This window comes from Streptomyces sp. NPDC102514, assembly GCF_055584525.1.
In genome coordinates, this window is record NZ_JBVJLW010000006.1 from 280,202 (window position 1) to 297,803 (window position 17,602).

The window sequence follows — 17,602 nt, forward strand, 5'->3', positions numbered from 1 at the left end:
GTGGGTTCCCTTACATCCGGAAGACGCCGAACTGGGGGTCGCCCAGTGGCGCGTTCGCACAGGCGGTCAGGGCCAGACCCAGGACCTGCCGGGTCTCCATCGGGTCGATCACGCCGTCGTCCCAGAGCCGGGCCGTGGCGTAGTAGGCGCTGCCCTGGGTCTCGTACTGGGCGCGGATCGGGGCCTTGAAGGCCTCTTCCTCGTCCGCCGGCCAGGACTCGCCCCGGCCCTCCAACTGGTCGCGCTTGACGGTCGCGAGGACGGAGGCGGCCTGCTCGCCGCCCATCACGGAGATCTTGGCGTTCGGCCACATCCACAGGAAGCGCGGGGAGTACGCCCGGCCGCACATCGAGTAGTTGCCCGCGCCGTACGAGCCGCCGACCACCACCGTCAGCTTCGGTACGCGCGTGCAGGCCACCGCGGTCACCATCTTGGCGCCGTGCTTGGCGATGCCCCCGGCCTCGTACTGGCGGCCCACCATGAAGCCCGAGATGTTCTGCAGGAAGACCAGCGGGATGCCCCGCTGGTCGCACAGTTCGATGAAGTGGGCGCCCTTCTGGGCGGACTCGGAGAACAGGATGCCGTTGTTGGCGACGATGCCGACCGGGTGGCCGTGGATATGCGCGAAGCCGGTGACGAGGGTCTGGCCGAACTCCGACTTGAACTCCGCGAAGCGTGAGCCGTCCACCACGCGCGCGATGACCTCGCGTACGTCGTAGGGGGTGCGGGAGTCGACCGGGACCGCGCCGTACAGCCCGGCGGGGTCCACCTTCGGCTCCGCGCCCTGCGTGACCGACCAGGGCAGGGGCGCGCGGTCGGGGAGCGTCGAGACGATCGTGCGGACGATCTGCAGGGCGTGCGCGTCGTCCTCGGCGAGGTGGTCGGTGACGCCGGAGATCCGGGAGTGGACCTCGCCGCCGCCCAGCTCCTCCGCCGTGACGACCTCGCCGGTCGCGGCCTTCACCAGGGGCGGGCCGCCGAGGAAGATCGTGCCCTGGCCGCGCACGATGACGGCCTCGTCGCTCATCGCCGGGACGTACGCCCCGCCGGCCGTGCACGAGCCGAGGACCGCCGCGATCTGCGGGATTCCCGCCCCGGACATCCGGGCCTGGTTGTAGAAGATCCGGCCGAAGTGGTCCCGGTCGGGGAAGACCTCGTCCTGCATGGGGAGGAAGGCGCCGCCCGAGTCCACGAGGTAGACGCAGGGGAGGCGGTTCTCCAGCGCCACCTCCTGGGCGCGCAGATGCTTCTTCACCGTCATGGGGTAGTACGTGCCGCCCTTGACCGTGGCGTCGTTGGCGACCACCACGCACTCGCGGCCCGCGACCCGGCCGATGCCGGCGATGACGCCCGCCGCCGGGGCCTGGCCCTCGTACAGCCCGTCCGCCGCCAGCGGGGCCAGCTCCAGGAACGGTGAGCCGGGGTCGAGCAGCGTGTCCACGCGGTCCCGCGGCAGCAGCTTGCCGCGGGCGGTGTGCCGGGCGCGGGCCCGCTCACCGCCGCCGAGGCGGGCCGCGGCGAGCTTGCGCCGCAGTTCGTCGACGAGGGCGTGGTGTGCCGCCTCGTTGTTCCGCCAGGCCTCCGACGCGGGATCGGCCGCGCTGTGGAGCTCCGGTGCCTCGTGCATCCTGCGGTCCCCTCACGCAACAAGTTAATGAGCGTTAACGCGTTTCCTTCAGGTTAACGAGCGCTAACCATCCTGTCTAGAATTGCTTCCATGGCCACCAGAACCGACGCCCCCACCCGCCGCGAGCAGATCCTCAAGGAAGCCGCCCGGCTCTTCGCCGAACGCGGCTTCCACGGGGTCGGCGTCGACGAGATAGGCGCCGCGGTCGGCATCAGCGGGCCCGGCCTGTACCGCCACTTCGCCGGCAAGGACGCGATGCTCGCCGAGCTGCTGGTGGGGATCAGCGAGCAGCTGCTGACCGGCGGCAGGCTCCGGGTGGCGGAGGCCGGCGGGAGTCCGGAGGCGCTCCTCGACTCGCTCATCGAGGGGCACATCGACTTCGCGCTCGACGACCGCCCGCTGATCACCCTGCACGACCGCGAGCTGGACCGCCTGCGCGACAGCGACCGCAAGCTCGTACGGCAGCTGCAGCGGCAGTACGTCGAGCTGTGGGTGACGGTCGTGCGCGAGATCCACCCCGCACTGGCCGAGCCGAGCGCCCGTTCGGCCGTGCACTCGGTCTTCGGACTGCTCAACTCCACACCGCATCTGGGGCGCCCCGGGTCGCTGCCCGGACGGGCGGGCACGGCGGAACTGTTGCACCGTATGGCGAGGGGCGCGTTCGCGGCGGCCGGGGAGCCCGGGGCGCCGGAGGTGCCCTGAGTGGCCGGGCGTGACGAGCGTCTCTGGATGCCTGCGGGGTCCGGTCTGGACGATGGTCGTGACCGGCCGGTAACGTAGGCCTGAGCAAGCGCTTAGGTATGCGCTCGGACATGGAAACTTGAGCCAGGCGGAGGTGGCGGCGGTGCGCCGTACGGTGTTCAGCGAAGATCACGAGGCGTTCCGGGAGACCCTGCGCGCCTTCATCGAGGCCGAGGTCGTCCCCGTCTACGACGAGTGGTTCGCGGCGGGCCAGGCGCCCCGCGACTTCTACTACAAGCTCGCCGAGCTGGGCGTCTTCGGCATCCGGGTGGACGAGGAGTTCGGCGGCGCCGGCATCGACTCGTACAAGTTCGAGGCCGTGATGTACGAGGAGACCGCCCGCGCGGGTGTCTCCTTCGGCGGCTCCGGCGTGCACGTGCTGCTGGGCCTGCCCTACATCAAGGCGCTCGCCACCGACGAGCAGAAGAAGCGCTTCCTGCCGAAGTTCGTCTCCGGCGAGGAGATGTGGGCCCTCGCGATGACCGAGCCGGGCACCGGCTCCGACCTCGCGGGCATGAAGACCACCGCGAAGCTGAGCGAGGACGGCACGCACTACGTCCTCAACGGCGCCAAGACCTTCATCACCGGTGGCGTGCACGCCGACCGCGTGATCGTCTGCGCCCGCACCTCCCCGTCCACGGCCGAGGACCGCCGCTTCGGCATCTCCCTCTTCGCCGTCGACACCAAGGCCGAGGGCTACTCGGTGGGCCGCAAGCTCGACAAGCTCGGCCTGAAGACCTCCGACACCGCCGAGCTGGCGTTCGTCGACGTCAAGGTGCCCGTCGAGGACCTCCTCGGCGAGGAGAACAAGGGCTTCTCCTACCTCGGCGGCAACCTGCCCTCCGAGCGCTGGGGCATCGCCTTCGGCGCGTACGCGCAGGCCGCGGCGGCCGTCCGCTTCGCCAAGGAGTACGTGCTCGAGCGCACGGTCTTCGGCAAGCCCGTCTCGCACTTCCAGAACACCAAGTTCGAGCTGGCCGCCTGCCAGGCCGAGGTCGACGCCGCCCAGGCGGTCGCCGACCGCGCGCTGGAAGCCCTCGACCAGGGCGAGCTGTCGGCCGCCGAGGCCGCGTCCGCGAAGCTGTTCTGCACCGAGGTCGCGCACCGCGTCATCGACCGCTGCCTCCAGCTGCACGGCGGCTACGGCTTCATGAACGAGTACCCGATCGCCCGCCTGTACGCGGACAACCGCGTCAACCGCATCTACGGCGGCACCAGCGAGATCATGAAGTCGATCATCGCGAAGAACATGGGCCTGTAAGGCTCGCGAAACCATCCGGGAAACGACTGCACGGTACAACTGACGCATGAGTCAGGCACTTGAGGGCCTGCTCGATCTGCTCGACCTCGAGCGGATCGAGCAGGACATCTTCCGCGGTCAGTCACGCTTCGCCGTCGTCCCGCGCGTCTTCGGCGGGCAGGTCGCGGCGCAGGCACTGGTCGCCGCGGGGCGTACGGTCCCCGCGGACCGGCTCGCCCACTCCCTGCACGCCTACTTCCTGCGCGCCGGGGACGCGGGCGCGCCCATCGTCTACACCGTCGACCGCATCCGCGACGGCCGGTCCTTCACGACCCGCCGGGTGGTCGCCGTCCAGCACGGACAGCCGATCTTCCATCTCTCCGCGTCGTTCCAGACGTACGAGGAGGGCATGGACCACCAGGCCGCCATGCCGCCCGCGCCCGACCCGGAGACGCTGGAGACCACGGACGAGATGCTGCCGCGGTACCTGGAGGCGTACGGGGACCAGGGTGTCGCCCAGCGGATGCTGGAGGCGCGGGCCGCCGTCGACCTGCGCTATGTCGACGCGCCGCCGTTCGCGAGCGTCGGCAAGCCGCGCGAACCGCGCTCGCAGGTCTGGTTCCGCACGAACGGCAAGCTCGACGGCGCGATCGACGAGCCGCTGCTGCACGTCTGCCTCGCCACGTACGTCTCCGACATGACGCTCCTCGACTCCGTGCTGCTCGCCCACGGGCGCGGCGGCTGGGTCACCGGGGACGTCGTCGGGGCCTCCCTGGACCACGCGATGTGGTTCCACCGCCCGTTCCGCGCCGACGAATGGCTCCTGTACGACCAGGAGTCGCCGTCCGCGTCCGGGGGGCGGGGGCTCGGGCAGGCCCGTATCTACACGCGGGACGGACAGCTGGCGATCACGGTGATCCAGGAAGGCGTGGTCCGCATCCCGCGGGACAGGCCCTAGTCGCCTGCGGTCAGTCCCGCCGCGTCCAGCAGGTACGCCGTCATCGGGTCGTAGTGGCGGGGGCTCGTGACGTGGTCGTCCATGGGGACGGTCACCTGGACCGTGCCCTCCGCCTCCGCGAGGAACAGCGCCGGGTCGTTGCAGTCCGCGTAGCCCACGGAGTCCACGCCCAGCTGGCCCGCGCAGCCCGCCCAGCCGTGGTCGGCGACGACCAGGTCGGGCAGGGGGCTGCCCTCGCCCTCCAGGCCCTTCAGGATCGCCCGCATCGGCTCGCCCGAGTGGGTGTGCCACAGGGTCGCGCCGTGCTCCAGGACGGCGACGTCGGCGAACTGGAAGACGTAACCCTCGTCCGTCGTCAGGCCGTCCGGGATGACGACGATCTCGCAGCCGGCCGCGCGCAGGGCGGCGGCGGTCGCGCGGTGCACGTCGAGCAGGCCGCCCGGGTGGCCCGTTGCGAACAGCACGCGCTGTCTGCCGGCGGCGGCCTTGCGCAGGCGGCCCGCCATGCGCTCCAGCGCGTCGACCGTCAGCTCCGGGTCGATGGTGTCCTGGCCGTACCGGTACTCCGGGTCGTCGTTCACGCCGCACCGCTCCGCCATCACCGCGAGGACGTCCTGCTCGTCGGTCCAGCGGTCGCCGAGCTCCAGACCGAGCCAGTAGTTGCGGTCGCCGTTGGCCAGCTTGCGGTAGTGGGACAGGTTGTTCTCGCGGGGAGTGGCCACGTTGCCCGCGATACGCGTCTGGACGAGGTGGTCGAGGAGGTCGGCGCGGCTGGGGGTCACGGGTATCGGCATACCCCCATTCTGCCGGTGCGCTCCGCTGGGTGGTGCCGGGTATCGAACCGTGGGATTTGAGTCACTCGGGGGTTTGGGGGTGGGGTGGGGTGTTTGTCGGATGCGGGCCGGTGGGGGCTGGTCGCGCAGTTCCCCGCGCCCCTGAAAAGCGGGGCTGCGCCCCGGCTTTTCGTTTCAGCCCGTCCGGCGTTTGAGGACCGGGGGTTCGGGGGCGGAGCCCCTGAGGCGATCAGGTGGCGCGCAGGGCGAACCAGAGCTCCATGCGGACGTCCGGGTCGTCCAGGTCCGTGTTCAGGAGGGTCGCCGCGCGGGCGACCCGTTGGCGGACCGTGTTGCGGTGGACCGAGAGCGCCACCGCCGTACGGTCCCAGCTGCCGTGCAGGGACAGCCAGGTGCGGAGCGTCTCCGCGAGGGCGGGGTTCGCCGCGATGGGGGCGAGCACCGCACGGGCGTACGCGGCGGCCTCGTCGGGCGGGACCAGCCCGGCCAGCCCGGGCTGATCCCCGTGCCGGACCACCGGCTCCCGCACGGCCCGCGCCCGCGACAGCGCGCGAGCGGCCTGCGTGTCGGCACCCCCCCACTCGCCCGGGGCGACGGCCGCGCTCACCCCGCACGTCCAGCCGGGCTGGGCGACGGGTTCGCGGTGACCCGCGGGGACGAGGACCCGTACGACGTCACCGGCCACGTCGACCAGTGGAGACCCCAGTGCCGCCCCGAGCGCCGACGCGGCCACGGCGTCCGGCGGGGGGCCGTCGGGGCGCGCGTGCACGACGACCCACAGTTCGCCGGGGTCCAGCAGCGGAGCGACCTCCTGCGGCGCGGCGCCCAGCAGCATGCGGACGAGCGCCGAGGAGCGGGCCGCGCCCGTACTGCTCTGGTGCTCCCCGGTGAGGAGGGAGAGGAGGACCGCGCCGACGGAGGCGATCGTGTGGTCGCCCGGATCGCGGCGCGCGGCGGCCACGCCCAGGACGAAACCCTGGCCGGTACCGAGGGCGTACGCGGCGAGATGGACCCCGGCCACGGTGTCGCTCGCGGAGGACGGCGTCGGACCGCTGCCGAGGCCCGGACCGCCGTCGCCGCCGGGCCGCACCACCGCCACCAGCCCCGCCAGCGCCGCACCCACCTCCGCCCCCGCCCCGGGCCCCGGCAGCCGCCCCGCAGAGGCCACCTCCCCGCCGTCCGGGGCGTACAGCGCGGCGCGGCCCCCGGTCCGCTGGGCGAGCTGCCGGAGCACCGACGGGACCGGGTCCGGGCGGGCAGCGGCGGCGGCCAGGCTCTGCTGGGCCTCCGTGACGCGGCGCAGTTCGGTGTGCCGGGCCTGGGCCATGAGCTGCCAGACCGCCCGTGCCACGCCGGAGAAGGTCGTCCGGGGCGGCACCTCCACGAGCGGCAGCCCGTACTGGTCGCAGGCCTCCACCAGGGCCCGCGGCACCGTGTCGTGCACCGGCGCCACCCCGAAGCCGAGGGCGGCGCCGCCCGCCGCGACGATCCGGGACACGTACGCGTCGAAGTAGGTGCCCGATCCCGCCGCCTGCGGAATGTGCACGCCCGCCGTCAGCAGCAGTTCGCCGCCGAGCAGGTACGGGTACGGGTCCGCCATCTCCGAGGTGTGCGCCCAGTGGATCACCGTGGCCGGATCGGCCGGGCCCGCGATCTGCCGCAGTCCGAGATCCTCCCGGGCCAGCAGGGCGGCGAGCGCGACCGGCGGGGTGGGCGGGACTGCGGGAACGGCGGCGTCCGGCATGGTGGACGTTTCCTCCATCGGATCCTGTGACAGTGGATGAAACGTACACTTCAGCGTTGCTTTCCGGCCACCTAATGTCGTGGCGACCGGAGACCGCGGGTCAGGGCAGCCGCCCACCCCGGTGCACACGAGCGATCAGCCAGCCAGGAGGGCCCCATGGCCGTCGACTACACCGTGATCGTCGTCTATCTCGCCGGGATGCTGGCCATGGGCTGGTGGGGCATGCGCCGCGCCAAGTCCAAGAGCGACTTCCTGGTCGCCGGACGCCGGCTCGGCCCGACGATGTACTCGGGCACGATGGCCGCGATCGTCCTCGGCGGCGCGTCCACCATCGGCGGCGTCGGCCTCGGCTACCAGTACGGGCTCTCCGGCGCCTGGATGGTCTTCACCATCGGCCTCGGGCTCCTCGCCCTGTCCCTCTTCTTCTCGGCGCGCATCGCCCGGCTGAAGGTCTACACGGTCTCCGAGATGCTCGACCTGCGCTACGGCGGCCGGGCCGGGGTGATCTCGGGCCTGGTCATGTGGGCGTACACCCTCATGCTCGCGGTGACGTCGACCATCGCGTACGCCACCATCTTCGACGTCCTCTTCGACATGAACCGGACGGTCGCGATCATCCTCGGCGGCTCGATCGTCGTCGCGTACTCGACGCTCGGCGGCATGTGGTCCATCACCCTCACCGACATGGTGCAGTTCGTCGTGAAGACGATCGGTGTGCTGCTTCTGCTGCTGCCCATCGCCGTCGTCAAGGCCGGCGGGTTCAGCGAGATGAAGGCGCAGCTGCCCACCGGCTACTTCGACCCGCTGGGCATCGGCGGCGAGACGATCTTCACGTACGTGCTCATCTATACGTTCGGCATGCTGATCGGGCAGGACATCTGGCAGCGCGTCTTCACCGCGGGCAGCGACAGGACCGCCAAGTGGGGCGGCACCGTCGCGGGCACCTACTGCCTGGTGTACGCGCTCGCCGGCGCCGTCATCGGCACGGCCGCCAAGGTCCTCTACCCGAAGCTGGCCAGCCCGGACGACGCCTTCGCCACCATCGTCAAGGACGAACTGCCCGTCGGGGTACGGGGACTCGTGCTCGCCGCCGCCCTCGCGGCCGTGATGTCCACGTCCTCCGGAGCCCTCATCGCCTGCGCGACCGTCGCCAACAACGACATCTGGTCGCGGCTGCGCGGAGCCGTCCGGCCGGGCGGCGACGGGGGCGAGGAACACGACGAGGTCAAGGGCAACCGCATCTTCATCCTCGTCATGGGCATCGCCGTCGTCTTTACGGCCATCGCGCTCAACAACGTCGTCGAGGCCCTGACCGTCGCCTACAACCTCCTCGTCGGCGGCCTCCTCGTGCCCATCCTCGGCGGGCTGCTCTGGAAGCGCGGCACGGCCCAGGGCGCCCTCGCCGCCGTCGCGGTCGGCGGTGTCGCGGTCGTCGGCCTGATGGCCACCTACGGCATCCTCGCGAACGAGCCCGTCTACTACGGCCTCCTCGCCTCCCTCGCCGTGTACGTGATCGTCTCCCTCGCCACGCCCGCCACCGACGCGGCGGTGCTCGCCGCCTGGCGCGAACGCCTCGCGGGCCGCGGCTCCGAGCCCGCCGCCGAACTCAAGGAAGAGAGTGTCACCCGATGAACACCAACGAGACGCCCCGCGGGCCCGTCGACTCCTCCCGCGTACCGCGCTACGCGGGACCGGCGACCTTCGCCCGGCTGCCCCGCCTCGACGAGGTCGGCACCACCGACGTCGCCGTGGTCGGCGTGCCGTTCGACGCGGGCGTCTCCTACCGGCCGGGCGCCCGCTTCGGCGGGAACGCGATCCGTGAGGCGAGCCGGCTGCTGCGGCCGTACAACCCGGCGCAGGACGCCTCGCCGTTCGCCCTCGCGCAGGTCGCGGACGCCGGTGACATCGCCGCGAACCCGTTCGACATCAACGAGGCCGTGGAGACCATCGAAGGTGCCGCGGACGAACTCCTCGGCACCGGCGCCCGGCTGATGACCCTCGGCGGCGACCACACCATCGCGCTGCCGCTGCTGCGCGCGGTCGCCCGCAAGCACGGCCCGGTCGCGCTGCTGCACTTCGACGCGCACCTCGACACCTGGGACACCTACTTCGGCGCCGAGTACACGCACGGCACCCCGTTCCGGCGGGCCGTCGAGGAGGGCATCCTCGACACCGAGGCCCTCTCCCACGTCGGCACCCGCGGGCCCCTGTACGGACGGCAGGACCTCACCGACGACGAGAAGATGGGCTTCGGCATCGTCACCTCCGCCGACATCTACCGGCGCGGCGCCGACGAGGTCGCCGACCAGCTGCGCCGGCGCATCGGCGACCGCCCGCTCTACATCTCCATCGACATCGACTGCCTCGACCCGGCCCACGCGCCCGGCACCGGCACGCCCGAGGCGGGCGGCATGACCTCCCGCGAACTCCTGGAGATCCTGCGCGGCCTCGCCTCCTGCCACCTTGTCTCCGCGGACGTCGTCGAGGTCGCCCCCGCGTACGATCACGCCGAGATCACCTCGGTCGCCGCGTCCCACACGGCGTACGAACTCACCACCATCATGTCCCGCCAGATTGCAGAGGCCCGAGCGCAGTGACCCACGACCACGACCTGGTGCTCCGCCCGACCCCGGAGCAGACGGAGGCCGCGCTCGACCCGCCGCCCGGCCGCAACGGCGGAGACCTGGTCGTGGAGACCCTCACCGGTCTCGGCGCCACCACCGTCTTCGGGCTCCCCGGCCAGCACGCGCTCGGCATGTTCGACGCGCTGCGCCGCTCCGACCTCGCGTACATCGGCCTGCGGGTCGAGAACAACGCCGGGTTCGCGGCGGATGCGTACGGCCGGATCACCGGCGAGGCCGCCCCGCTGCTCCTGTCGACCGGTCCCGGCGCGCTGACCTCGCTGGCCGCGCTCCAGGAGGCGGCGGCGGCCAGCGCCCCCGTCCTCGCCATCAGCAGCCAGATCCCGGGCGCGGGCCTCGGCGGCGGCCGGCACGGCTACCTCCACGAACTCCCGGACCAGCAGGCCTCGTTCCGGGGCGTGGTGAAGTCCGTCCACACGGTCCGTACGCAGTCGCAGATCCCCTCCGCGATCGCCGAGGCCTGGGAGTCGGCGCTCACCGCCCCGCACGGGCCCGTATGGGTGGAGATCCCGCAGGACGTGCTGCTCGCCGAGACGGCCCTGCCCGTCGTGACCGCCGTGGACGCGGCGCCCCACGACCTGCCGCCGCGCCCCGAGCTGACCGCCGTGGCCGCCGACCTGCTCGCGAACGCGGCCCGACCGGTGATCATCGCGGGCGGCGGAGTCGTACGCGCCGACGCGTCGGGCAAGCTGCGGCAGCTCGCCGAGCGGCTGAACGCGCCCGTCGTCACCACCTTCGGCGGCAAGGGCGCCTTCCCCTGGAACCATCCGCTCTCGCTGCAGTCCTGGCTGGAGGACCGGCACACCACGGACTTCCTGGAGGACGCCGACGTACTCCTCGTCGTCGGCTCGGGGCTCGGCGAACTCTCCTCGAACTACTACACGTTCAAGCCCCGCGGCCGGGTGATCCAGATCGAGGCCGACCTCGGGAAGCTGGAGTCCAACCACCCCGCCCTCGGCATCCACGCCGACGCCCGCCTCGGCCTGTCGGCGCTGCTCGAAACCATCACGGAGCAGCGGCAGGACGAGACGGCCGCGGACCGCGTACGGACCGTGCTCGACCTCGTCCGCGAACGGATCGACGCGCAGGAACTCACCCTGGAACAGCAGGTGCTGGCGGCCGTCCGGCAAGCCCTGCCCGACCGTTCGGCGAGCTTCTGGGACATGACGATCCTCGCCTACTGGGCCTGGTCCGCCTTCGACGCCCGGCGCCCCAACACCATGCACTCCGCCCAGGGCGCGGGCGGCCTCGGCTACGCCTTCCCGGCGGCGGTCGGCGGCGCGGTCGCCGACCCCACCCACCCCGTCCTCGCGGTCTCCGGCGACGGCGGCGCGCTCTACTCCATCGCCGAACTCGCCACCGCCAGGCAGCACGACCTCGACGTGACCTGGCTGATCGTCGACGACGGCGGGTACGGCATCCTGCGCGAGTACATGACGGACGCCTTCGGGCAGTCCACGGCCACGGAACTGACCCGCCCGGACTATGTGGCGCTCGCGGAGTCCTTCGGCGTCCCCGGCGTACGGACCACCCCGGACACCCTCGCCGCCGACCTCGCCAAGGCCCTCGCCACGCCCGGCCCCTCGGTGGTCGTGCTGCCGGCGCTGCTGCGGATGTTCGCGCCGACGCACCTGGGCTGAGCAATCCCCTTTTACGGGGGCGGACATGACGGTGGGGCGGCACGGGGCCGCCCCACCTCCGGTGCCCGCAGGCCGATCGGTCAGCGCAGGTACGCGCCGAAGTGGGCGGCCGTGGCGGGGGCGCCGAGGGTGCCCGCGCCGAACGCGAACGACGAGGTGGCGGTGAGGCCGCTCGCCGTGCCGTTCAGGATCCAGACCGCGCCGTTCTGCTCGTTCTCGGCGGTGGAGCCGGCCGCGAGGTCGCGGTGACCGTCGCCGTTGAGGTCCAGCAGGGCGGTGCTCACACCGAACTCGTCGCTGTTCTCGGCGACTCCGGGAATTCCGGCGGTGTTCTGGTGGAAGACCTGCGTCCCGGCGCCCGTGGCACCGGCGGCGCTGCCGGGGACCAGGGCGACCGAGCCGGTGTCGTAGATGTCGCCGACGTCCTCGCCCGGGATGCCGAGCGCGATGTCGGCGTAACCGTCACCGTTGACGTCCGCGACCGAGACCGACGCGCCGATCTCGTCCTCTTCCTCCTCGGCACCGGGGAACCCGGGCGAGTCCTGGTCGAAGGTCTGGACGCGGTCCTCGGACAGGCCGGTGGCCGAACCGAGGGCGACCTTGACCTTGCCGCTGCCCCAGTCGTTGCCGACCACGACGTCGTCGAAGCCGTCCTTGTTGACGTCCCCGACGCCGGTGCCCATCTTGTTGCCCGCGGCCTCACCGGGGACCCAGGCGCCCTTGAAGCCCGCGCTGCCGCCGCCGAGGAGCAGGCGGTTGCCCCAGACGCCGTCGCCCTCGTAGTGGTAGGCAACGATGTCGTCCTTGCCGTCACCGTTGACGTCGCCGGACTCGGTGGTCCTGACGGGGCCGCTGATCGTCTGGCCGGACTTCAGGAGGGGCAGGGTGGAGGCGGGCGTCCCGGCACGCGATATGGGGCCCTTCCACACGGTGCCGGTGGCGTTCACGGGGTCGTCGCCCTCGACGGCCTGGTAGGCGAACAGGGTGAGGTCCGTCTTGCCGTCGCCGTCGAAGTCGCCGGTCTGCGGGGAGCTGTAGCCGGCCAGGGCCGTGCCGCCGGTGAGCCCGGAGGCGGAGCCCCACAGGATCACGGAGCCGGCCTTGCCGCCGGAGATCACCAGGTCGCTGAAGCCGTCGCCGTCCAGGTCGCCCTTGGTGAAGGAGGACCCGAAGCGCTGGCTCGCGGTGGCGGAGCCCGGAACGCCGCTGGTGGAGCGGCTGATGAGCTGCTTGTTGGCGGCGGAGACACCGCTGGCGGAGCCGTACGTGACGGCCACGTAACCGGCCTTGGCCTTGCTCGAAATCGTGCCGTCCGGGGCGCCCACGACCAGGTCGGCGTAGCCGTCGCCGTTGAAGTCGTCCTGCGCGTCCGCCGCCGCGGGGGCCGCCTTGGTGGCCGCCTGGGCCGAGGCCCCGGTGAGGGCCATCGCGCCGAATCCTCCGGCGAGCAGCACGGCCGCTGCCAGGGGAGCGCTGAGCGCGGTACGGGTTCGGCGGTGTGCTCGGGACATACGTGAGCCTTTCGAGTCGGTCGACGTCCATCTGTCGACGTTCGTCGGTCGTCGGATTCCGCTTTGCGTGCGGAATGCCGCGTTCACTGAGTTCGACTCGATCGGGGCGCCACCGGTTGTGCGCTTCAATGTCATGGATTCGTAACCGCAGAGACAGATGTGGCGCTGAACTCCCCATTGGTGACCGGGGGTTCAGCGCCACTCACTGTCGGTTCAGTGCGGCCCTGGCCGGGCTACCAGATCGCCTCGACCCACTCCGGGTGGTCGATGAACGGGTTCCGGTTGTGCTGGTAGTTGCTGTAGATCAGTTCGTTGCGGCGCTCTTCGGAGGTGCTGGGCGGGTCCTCGTCGTTCCACTGCTTCAGCACCGAGAGGCGGCCGTGGTACGGGACGCTGCCGTTGGTGACGGCGTCGTTGGGCTCCAGGTCGGGCCAGGAGTCGTCGCCCTCGTACCGGACGGCCATGTAGAGGATCATCCGGGCGACATCGCCCTTGACGGCGTCGCGCGGCTCGAAGGAGTTCGAGTCGGTGAGGCTGCCGCCGCTGTTGGTGAAGCTGCTGCCGCCGTTGTCGAAGTCCTTGTTGCCGCGGATGCTGTTGACCTGGACGTCCTCGGGCCGCAGGTGGTGCAGGTCCGTGCCGGGGCCCGCGGAGGTGCCGAAGTCGCCGTGGGACTGGGCCCAGGTGTGCTCGCGGTTCCAGTCGCCGACGTCACCGCCGTTGAGGGACTTGCTGCGGGAGATGCCGGAGTAGAGCAGGACCACGTTGCTGCTGTTGTTCGGGTCCTGGTCGGTGACCTTGAGCGCCTCCCAGACCGCGGAGTACGAGATCTTCGTCTGGCTGCTGATGATCGTGTGCAGCGAACCCTTCAGGGCCGTGCCGGTCTTGCCGATCGCGTTCGCGTAGTACGTGTCGTCGTACGCGGTGGTGGTGGCCGCGGCGGGGGTCGCGGCGACCGTCGGGAGGGTGAGGCCGACGAGGACGGCGGAGACGCCTGCTGCCAGCGCCTTCCACTTGCCAATCTGCGCAACGGACATATGGGGTGCCCTTTCCCGAGAACGGCACGCGCCGGTACGCGGGGCCCGCAGTGGTGAGGGGCAACGGGCCCGCGTTCTACGCGTGTTGACAGTTCGGTCAATCGGGAGAGTGGCATGGACATGAGGTCGGTTGCGTAACGGGAAGGGGTCGATTGTGTGACGTTCTCGCATACGACGCAACCCCTGGACGTTTCCGGTCCAGGGGTTGCGAAGGGTCAGGGTTTTCCCCAACTGGCTTAGGGGAGGCCCTAGTTGACGTCCTTGGCGTCGAGGCGGTAGAGGGACTGGGTGTTCTGGGAGTCGGCGGAGGAACTGTCGGAACTGTCCGAACTGCCGGAGGGCGCCGACGCATCGCTGCTGTACTCGCTCGCCTTCACCGCCGTCGCGTGCTTCTGCACCCAGGCGGTCACCTCGGCGCTGACGCTGTCGGAGTCGCCGCCGCCCATGCCGCCGCCTCCGGCCATGCCTCCGCCGCCGAGGACGATGTAGTGCAGTTCGCCCTTCTTCACGAGCTCCTTCAGCTTGGCGAGGGTCATGGCCTTGTCACTGCCGGACCAGCCCCACATGGAGATGACGGGCTGCTTCGTACTGACGATCAGCTGGGCCGCGCTCTGCGAACTGGACACCGCGACCAGCCACTTGGCGCCGTCGCGGTGCTCCTCCAGATAGGAGGTCATGGCGCTGTCGGCACCGCCCATTCCGCCGCCTCCGCCCATGCCTCCGCCGCCGCCCGCGCCACCGGGCTGGGCGGTGCCACCGCTGCCCTGCTCGCCGGTTTCGGCGGTGCCGCCGGTGCTGTTCGGCGGGGTGCCGCCCTGCTGCTGACCGCTCGGGGCGCCACTGGGGGCTCCGTCGGGAGGCGTACCCATCTGGCCGCCGCCGGGGGCTTCACCACCGGCTTGCTGACCGCCTTGCTGCTGGCCGTTCTGCTGGCCGCCGGGGGCCTGGCCGCCACCGCCGCCGGGGAAGCCGCCCTGGCCGCCACGGCCACCGCCCCCACCGCCACCGGGTCCGCCGCCCATGCCGCCGCCCGTGGTGGGGCCGGCCGTCGGGTTCGTACCGTTCATGCCGCCGCCCGAACTCGCGGTCACCGAGGCCGCGTAGGCCGTGGGCCCGGCGAGGGAGGCGACGACGGCGGCGGCCACCGCGGCGGTGAGCAGCCGCGTCCGCCGACCCGTCCGGAAGAGGAACAGGCCCACGATCGCCAGGACCATCACCACCGCGACGGCCGGCCACAGCCAGGTGTTCCAGTCGGTGGCGCGCCGCAGCAGGACGACGGCCCAGACGCCGGTGGCGGCGAACGCCACGGGCAGCACCCAGGACCAGCGCTTGACGTCACCCGTGCGGAAGGCGCGCAGGAGCATCGCTCCGCCGCCTCCGCACAGCGCCGCGATGCCGGGCGCGAGGGCGGTCGTGTAGTACGGGTGCATGGTGCCTTCGGCGAGGCTGAACGTGAAGTAGTGCAGCACGGTCCAGCCGCCCCACAGGATCAGCGCGGCACGCGTGAGGTCCGTACGGGGGGCGCGTCCGCGCAGGACGAGGCCGCCGGCGAGGGCGATCGCGGAGAAGGGGAGGAGCCAGGAGATCTGGCCGCCCAGCACGTCGTTGAACATGCGGCCGATCCCGGCGGTGCCGGAGAAGCCGCCCCCGCCGCCACCTCCGCCCCCGCCGCCGTTGCCCTCGCCGCCGAGGACGCGGCCGAGGCCGTTGTAGCCCATGATCAGGTCCCAGGCGGTGCCGTCCGTGGAGCCGCCGATGTACGGGCGCTCGGAGGCGGGCACGAACGACACGGCGGCGGCCCACCAGAAGCTGGAGACCGCCAGTGCGACCGCGGCGACGGCGAGGTTGCGTACGCGGCGGAGCAGGCCGCCCTCGGCCGCGTACAGGTAGACGGCGAAGACGGCGGGCAGGGCGATGTAGCCCTGGAGCATCTTGGTGTTGAAGGCGAACCCGAAGCACACGGCCGCGCCGACGAGCGGCAGCAGCTTGCCGTTGCGGACGGCGCGCAGGGCCAGGGCCGCGCCTCCGACCATCAGCAGTACGAGCAGGGTGTCGGGGTTGTTGTCGCGGTTGATGGCGACGGTGATCGGGGTGAGCGCGAGGACGAGCGCGGCGACGGCGGCCGGGGCGTGGCCCCAGACCCGCTTGACCGACGCGTGCAGGATCCAGATCGTGCCGAGGGCGGCGGCGACCAGCGGCAGCATCATCTGCCAGGTGCCGTACCCGAAGACGCGGCAGGACAGGCCCATCACCATCAGGACGAAGGGCGGCTTGTCCACGGTCATGAAGTTCCCGGCGTCCAGCGAGCCGAAGAACCACGCCTTCCAGCTCTGCGTGCCGCTGAACACGGCGGCGCTGTAGAAGCTGTTCAGGCTGGAGGAGGAGAGGTTCCAGGAGTACAGCACGCCGGCCAGGACGAGGATCGCGGCCAGCACGGGCAGCGACCAGCGGGGCGCCTTGTCCGGCCGCGCGACCGGCTCGTCGGGAGGCGTCGAGGGGACGGCCTCGGGGGCGTGGGGGTACGGATCGGTGGCAGATGTCACGAGCTCATCGTGCGCGGCCGGTTTTGGCGGGGCCTGTGGTCAAGCTGGGCCTCACCTGTGAGCGGGGTCGCCTTCGGCTTTGAGGGCGGCGATGAACGAGGCCCAGTCCCTGGCCGGGATGAGGAGGACGGGGCCGTGGGGGTCCTTGGAGTCCCGCACGGGAACCCCGGCCGGGTGCCCGTCGCCGACCTCCAGGCAACTGCCGCCCTCGCTGTTGCTGTACGAGGACTTCCGCCAGCCTCGCAGGGGCGGGGTGCCGGTGGATATCCGGTCAGTCATGGTGTTCGTAACCCTTCGCTGTCGCCCTCAGCAGGGCCAATGACTCCGTGAGCGGCATCGCGTCGCTCAAGGCGAGAGCGTAGCGGTGGTCCAACTCGCGCACCACGGACGGCGAGTCGTGCAGCTTGCCCATGTGGAAGCCCTCGCTGTACGCCACCGGTGGCTGGTCCTCGAACGACATGATGCTGAGCATGCCCTCCATCAGCGGATGGGATCCCAGGGCGAACGGCACGACATGCACGCGGACCCGCTCACTCTCCACCAGGTGGACGAGGTGGCGGAGCTGCTCCGCCATGACATCCGGGCCGCCCACGACGCGGCGTAGAACGGCCTCGTCCAGCAGGACCCAGACCACCGGGCTCACAGGATCCGTGAGGAACTTGGCGCGCTCCAGGCGTGTGACAACGAGCCTGTCACATTCCTGTTCACCCGCCGGAGGGAACGACGTGCCCAGGACCGCACGTGCGTACCTTTCCGTCTGGAGGATGCCAGGGACGAACGACAGGGCGAACTCGCGGATCATCACCGCCTGTTGTTCGAGCAGGCGGGCCGCCTCGAAGTAGTCGGCGACCGCCGCGTCCTCCGCGGGAAGGAAGCTGCTCAGCACGTTCCCCGTGTTCAGGACCTTGTCGAGGCGCCGCGCGTCCTCATGCGACGGAACGCGGCGCCCCGCCTCGATGTGCGAGATGTGCGAACGCGTCATCACCGCCGCGTCCGCCAGCTCCTGCTGCGTCAGCCCCGCCGTCTCGCGCTGCTGCTTGAGCCAGTCACCGTACGTGCTGGTCATGGCCACTCCTTTGTGACAAATGCCTGGTCACACCGCACCCCCTGGCGAGGCTAGCCGAG

Annotated in this window: 14 protein-coding genes; 6 read left to right on the plus strand and 8 right to left on the minus strand. The window is 71.5% G+C overall.

Translation table 11 applies throughout. The features are described from left to right. Window positions 1-10: 10 nt before the first annotated feature. Window positions 11-1,627: a carboxyl transferase domain-containing protein gene (locus tag ACZ60E_RS18070; RefSeq protein ID WP_469441535.1), complete on the minus strand. Its 1,617-nt coding sequence runs from the start codon at window positions 1,625-1,627 to the stop codon at window positions 11-13. A 90-nt stretch (window positions 1,628-1,717) separates the two neighbouring features. Here ACZ60E_RS18070 and ACZ60E_RS18075 point away from each other — a divergent pair, with 90 nt between their 5' ends. The 3 genes from ACZ60E_RS18075 (at window position 1,718) to ACZ60E_RS18085 (ending at window position 4,566) form a co-directional block, all read left to right on the plus strand. Next, window positions 1,718-2,329 carry an SACE_7040 family transcriptional regulator gene (locus ACZ60E_RS18075; protein ID WP_384807926.1) on the plus strand — a complete coding sequence of 204 codons (612 nt, stop codon included), beginning with the start codon at window positions 1,718-1,720 and terminating at the stop codon, window positions 2,327-2,329. Between the two features lie 142 nt (window positions 2,330-2,471). Then, window positions 2,472-3,629, plus strand: a complete 1,158-nt coding sequence (locus tag ACZ60E_RS18080) for an acyl-CoA dehydrogenase family protein (RefSeq protein ID WP_384808009.1) — start codon at window positions 2,472-2,474, stop codon at window positions 3,627-3,629. A gap of 46 nt (window positions 3,630-3,675) precedes the next feature. Beyond that, a complete protein-coding gene (locus ACZ60E_RS18085; protein ID WP_469441536.1) occupies window positions 3,676-4,566 on the plus strand; it encodes an acyl-CoA thioesterase in 891 nt (296 codons plus the stop codon). Here ACZ60E_RS18085 and ACZ60E_RS18090 read toward each other — a convergent pair. Then, complete coding sequence (locus ACZ60E_RS18090; protein ID WP_384807930.1) at window positions 4,563-5,360, minus strand: phosphatase; 798 nt, start codon at window positions 5,358-5,360, stop codon at window positions 4,563-4,565. The genes ACZ60E_RS18085 and ACZ60E_RS18090 overlap by 4 nt on opposite strands. Before the next feature lie 229 nt (window positions 5,361-5,589). Continuing rightward, on the minus strand, window positions 5,590-7,122 hold the full coding sequence (locus ACZ60E_RS18095) for a PucR family transcriptional regulator (RefSeq protein WP_469441539.1): 1,533 nt from the start codon (window positions 7,120-7,122) through the stop codon (window positions 5,590-5,592). Between the two features lie 138 nt (window positions 7,123-7,260). Between ACZ60E_RS18095 and ACZ60E_RS18100 the strand changes: the two genes are divergently transcribed. Genes ACZ60E_RS18100 through ACZ60E_RS18110 form a run of 3 tightly spaced genes read left to right on the plus strand, consistent with a single transcriptional unit; the run spans window position 7,261 to window position 11,386 of the window. Continuing rightward, on the plus strand, window positions 7,261-8,736 hold the full coding sequence (locus ACZ60E_RS18100; protein WP_469441541.1) for a sodium:solute symporter family protein: 1,476 nt from the start codon (window positions 7,261-7,263) through the stop codon (window positions 8,734-8,736). Beyond that, window positions 8,733-9,701, plus strand: a complete 969-nt coding sequence (speB, locus tag ACZ60E_RS18105; RefSeq protein ID WP_469441543.1) for an agmatinase — start codon at window positions 8,733-8,735, stop codon at window positions 9,699-9,701. The genes ACZ60E_RS18100 and speB overlap by 4 nt, the downstream gene beginning before the upstream one ends. Further along, a complete protein-coding gene (locus tag ACZ60E_RS18110; protein WP_469441545.1) occupies window positions 9,698-11,386 on the plus strand; it encodes a thiamine pyrophosphate-binding protein in 1,689 nt (562 codons plus the stop codon). Before speB ends, ACZ60E_RS18110 begins: the two co-directional genes overlap by 4 nt. An 80-nt stretch (window positions 11,387-11,466) precedes the next feature. Here the strand turns inward: ACZ60E_RS18110 and ACZ60E_RS18115 are convergent, their stop codons facing one another. From ACZ60E_RS18115 to ACZ60E_RS18135, 5 genes are all read right to left on the minus strand, one after another. Further along, window positions 11,467-12,897 (minus strand): FG-GAP and VCBS repeat-containing protein, encoded by a 1,431-nt coding sequence (locus tag ACZ60E_RS18115; protein WP_469441548.1) that lies wholly within the window; start codon window positions 12,895-12,897, stop codon window positions 11,467-11,469. Between the two features lie 233 nt (window positions 12,898-13,130). Continuing rightward, window positions 13,131-13,934, minus strand: coding sequence for an endonuclease I family protein (locus tag ACZ60E_RS18120; RefSeq protein WP_453792649.1), 804 nt, complete (start codon window positions 13,932-13,934; stop codon window positions 13,131-13,133). Window positions 13,935-14,182: 248 nt separating this feature from the next. Then, complete coding sequence (locus tag ACZ60E_RS18125) at window positions 14,183-16,477, minus strand: ArnT family glycosyltransferase (RefSeq protein ID WP_469441553.1); 2,295 nt, start codon at window positions 16,475-16,477, stop codon at window positions 14,183-14,185. Window positions 16,478-16,528: 51 nt separating this feature from the next. Next, the gene (locus tag ACZ60E_RS18130; RefSeq protein ID WP_469441556.1) at window positions 16,529-16,756 is read right to left on the minus strand and encodes a DUF397 domain-containing protein; all 228 of its coding nucleotides are present in this window, start codon (window positions 16,754-16,756) and stop codon (window positions 16,529-16,531) included. Next, a complete protein-coding gene (locus ACZ60E_RS18135; protein ID WP_469441558.1) occupies window positions 16,749-17,543 on the minus strand; it encodes a helix-turn-helix domain-containing protein in 795 nt (264 codons plus the stop codon). Before ACZ60E_RS18135 ends, ACZ60E_RS18130 begins: the two co-directional genes overlap by 8 nt. Window positions 17,544-17,602 lie beyond the last annotated feature (59 nt).

Bases quoted from the DNA above. Each gene is read 5' to 3' on its own strand.
- ACZ60E_RS18070 (WP_469441535.1), bottom strand. From the start codon at position 1,627: ATGCACGAGGCACCGGAGCTCCACAGCGCGGCCGATCCCGCGTCGGAG.
- ACZ60E_RS18095 (WP_469441539.1), bottom strand. From the start codon at position 7,122: ATGGAGGAAACGTCCACCATGCCGGACGCCGCCGTTCCCGCAGTCCCG.
- ACZ60E_RS18115 (WP_469441548.1), bottom strand. From the start codon at position 12,897: ATGTCCCGAGCACACCGCCGAACCCGTACCGCGCTCAGCGCTCCCCTG.
- speB (WP_469441543.1), top strand. From the start codon at position 8,733: ATGAACACCAACGAGACGCCCCGCGGGCCCGTCGACTCCTCCCGCGTA.
- ACZ60E_RS18130 (WP_469441556.1), bottom strand. From the start codon at position 16,756: ATGACTGACCGGATATCCACCGGCACCCCGCCCCTGCGAGGCTGGCGG.
- ACZ60E_RS18120 (WP_453792649.1), bottom strand. From the start codon at position 13,934: ATGTCCGTTGCGCAGATTGGCAAGTGGAAGGCGCTGGCAGCAGGCGTC.
- ACZ60E_RS18085 (WP_469441536.1), top strand. From the start codon at position 3,676: ATGAGTCAGGCACTTGAGGGCCTGCTCGATCTGCTCGACCTCGAGCGG.
- ACZ60E_RS18100 (WP_469441541.1), top strand. From the start codon at position 7,261: ATGGCCGTCGACTACACCGTGATCGTCGTCTATCTCGCCGGGATGCTG.
- ACZ60E_RS18075 (WP_384807926.1), top strand. From the start codon at position 1,718: ATGGCCACCAGAACCGACGCCCCCACCCGCCGCGAGCAGATCCTCAAG.
- ACZ60E_RS18090 (WP_384807930.1), bottom strand. From the start codon at position 5,360: ATGCCGATACCCGTGACCCCCAGCCGCGCCGACCTCCTCGACCACCTC.
- ACZ60E_RS18135 (WP_469441558.1), bottom strand. From the start codon at position 17,543: ATGACCAGCACGTACGGTGACTGGCTCAAGCAGCAGCGCGAGACGGCG.